This window comes from Kocuria sp., assembly GCF_030536815.1.
Taxonomy (GTDB): domain Bacteria; phylum Actinomycetota; class Actinomycetes; order Actinomycetales; family Micrococcaceae; genus Kocuria; species Kocuria gwangalliensis.
The window spans coordinates 1-3,193 of record NZ_JAUNPE010000212.1; the positions used below are offsets into that span (position 1 = coordinate 1).

Below are 3,193 nucleotides of genomic sequence, written 5' to 3' on the forward strand. Positions count from 1 at the left end.
TCCCTGGACACCAAGCTGCGCGAGGGCGACCCCGTGCGGTGGGAAGAACTGATCCACGGCACCAAGCGCCGCATGGCAGACGTCGGGCTTTCGGCTGAAGTGCACCGCGTGGTGCGCGATCTCCCCGGGGACTTCGGTCATTCGGATGAGCAGGCCTACGACGGCCTGGCGGAAATCCTCGCGCACTTCCCGGTGTATCGCACGTATCTGCCCTTCGGCGTCGACTACCAGCGCGAGGCGGTGGCCGCAGCGAAGCAGGCCCGCCCGGAACTCAGCGCCGTGCTCGACGATCTCGCCCAGGTGCTGGGTGACGCAGCGGCGTCGGCGGAGGAACTGACCGAGGCCGCCCAGCGTTTCCAGCAAACCTCCGGCATGGTCATGGCCAAGGGCGTGGAGGACACCGCGTTCTACCGGTTCTCCAAGCTGACCTCGCTGACCGAGGTGGGCGGTGACCCGTCCGTGTTCTCGCTGACCCCGGCCGAGTTCCACGAGCTGGCCGCCGAGCGTCAGCGGGAATCCCCGGACACCATGAACGCGCTGACCACCCACGACACCAAACGTTCCGCGTCCGTGCGCGCACGCATCACGGTGCTGTCCGAATCCGCCAAGGCATGGTCCGAGGTGTTGGCCACGTTGTTCCCCCGGGCTCGTGAGGCCGGAATTGCCATCACGGACGGCCCGGCCGTAAACCTGGTACTGCAGGCCATTGTGGGCGCGTGGCCGCTCGAGCGTGAGCGCGCCGTGGACTACGCGATGAAGGCCGTCCGGGAAGCATCGGTGTCCACGGCGTGGGTGGACGGTGATGAGGAATTCGAGGAGCAGCTGACCCGCTTAATTGATTTCGTGTTCACCAACCCGCGGGCCAGGGGCATCGTGGAGGGTTTCGTGGAACGCGCCACGGCACCGGGTTGGTCCAATGCCCTGGCCGCAACCGCACTGCAGCTGACGCTGCCGGGCGTGCCGGACGTGTACCAGGGGCAGGAACTGTGGGAGCCGTCCCTGGTGGATCCGGACAACCGGCGACCGGTGGACTTCGAGCTGCGCGCCGAACTGCTGACCGATTTGGACGCAGGCCTGCCGGGCACCGCCGGTGGCTCACCGGCGGTGGACGACACCGGTGCGGCCCGCATGTTGCTGACATCTCGTGCACTGCGGCTACGCCGTGAACACCCCGAGCTGTTCACCGGTTACGAACCGCTCGGGCTCACCGGCACCCTGTCCGATCACGCGCTGGGCTTCGACCGTGGCGGTGCGGCCACCGTGGTGACTCGTTTCCCGGTGGGCCTGGCCAGGGCCGGCGGCTGGACCGACGAAACCGTGAACCTGGCCGACGGCGAGTGGGAGGACATCCTGACGCGCCGCACCTTCACCTCGACCGGCGGCGTGAAACTGGCCGAACTTCTTGATACCTATCCCGTGGCGCTACTGCGCCGAAAGGACCGCTGAGCATGACCAACGATCATCGTTTTGACGTGTGGGCACCCCACGCCCGCGAAGTCACCGTCCGCGTGGAAGGTGTGGACCACCCCATGGCGGGTCTGGCCGAGCGCCCCGGGTGGTGGACGCTCGCGGACGGTGAGCAGGCGGCGTCGGGAACCGTGCGTTACGGCTACCTGCTGACCAAGGTCTTCGACGAGGGCACGGCCAAGGAACGTACATCCGTCTCCGATGTACTGCCGGATCCGCGCTCGCGCCGCCAACCGCAGGGCGTGCATGAACTGTCCTGCACCTTTGATCCCGACGCCTTCCAGTGGGACGACGCCGCGTGGCAGCCTCCCCTGCTCAAGGACTCCGTACTGTACGAGCTGCACCCGGGCACGTTCACGCCCGAGGGCACGTTGGACTCGGCCATCGAGAAGCTGGATTACCTGGCGGATCTGGGTGTCGATTACGTGGAGCTGTTGCCGGTCAACGGCTTCAACGGCGACCACAACTGGGGTTATGACGGCGTGGCCTGGTACACCGTGGACGAGTCCTACGGGGGTCCGGAGGCCTATCAGCGCTTCGTGGCGGCCTGCCATGCCAAGGGAATCGGCGTGATCCAGGACGTGGTCTACAACCACCTGGGTCCCAGTGGTAACTACCTGCCCCTGTTCGCGGACTACTTCAAGCCCGGAGCCTCCAGCTGGGGCGACCTGGTCAACCTGGACGACTGGGGCTCGGACGGGGTGCGCGAGTACATCCTGGACAACGTGACCATGTGGCTGCGCGACTACCACGTGGACGGCTTCCGCCTGGATGCCGTGCACGCGCTCGCGGATTCGCGCGCCAAGCACATCCTGCAGGAGATCGCCGAACGCGTCGCGACAGAATCCGAACGCACGGGCAAGAACTTGTTCACGATTGCGGAATCGGACCTCAATGATCCGCGCATGATCATTCCCGCCGAGGAGCACGGGCAGGGTATGGACGCCCAGTGGCTGGACGACGTGCATCACGCCGCGCACGTGGCCTTCACCGGTGAGACCCAGGGCTACTACGGGGACTTCGACTCCCTGCATGCGCTGGAGAAGACCATGCACACCGCGTACTTCCACAACGGCACGTACTCCACGTTCCGCGGGCGTTCGCACGGCCGGGAGATCAACCCGTCCGAGGTGTTCCCGTGGCAGTTCGTGACGTTCTTGCAGAACCACGACCAGGTGGGCAACCGCGCCGCCGGTGACCGCATGAACCACACCGTGAGCGCGGACCGGGTGCTGTGCGCGGCCACGTGGCTGATGACCCAGCCGTTCACCCCCATGCTGTTCATGGGCGAGGAATTCGGTGCGAGCACCCCGTGGCAGTTCTTCACCGCTCACCCCGAACCCGAACTGGGCAAGGCCGTGGCGGAGGGTCGGAAGGCGGAATTCGCGTCCATGGCCTGGGACCACGCGTCCGTGCCCGATCCGCAGGACCCGCAGACCTTCGAGCGGTCCAAGCTCAACTGGGACGAGGTGCACCGGGGCGATCACGAGCGGATCTTCACCGCCTATCGTGACCTGATCGCGCTGCGGCGCACCACCCCCGAGCTGACCAGCCAGGACTGGGCCACCATGGCCACCCAGGCCAGTGACGACGAGCAGTGGTTCGTGCTCAAGCGCATGAGCGAACCGGAGTCCGAGCACGGCGTGGTGACCGCGATCAACCTGTCCGACCACGAGCGAGAGCTGCCCGTCATGGGAGGTGACGCGCCCCAGGTGCTGTTCGCGAG

The 3,193-nt window shown here is 66.6% G+C and carries 1 protein-coding gene and 1 pseudogene; both read left to right on the forward strand.

Annotated features, from left to right (window positions below; translation table 11 throughout):
• Positions 1–1,446 (forward strand): annotated as a pseudogene (locus Q4E95_RS12230) (malto-oligosyltrehalose synthase); the annotation flags it as partial.
• 2 nt (positions 1,447–1,448) lie between these two features.
• A partial coding sequence (gene treZ, locus Q4E95_RS12235; protein WP_303383568.1) for a malto-oligosyltrehalose trehalohydrolase occupies positions 1,449–3,193 on the forward strand: 1,745 nt, incomplete at its 3' end.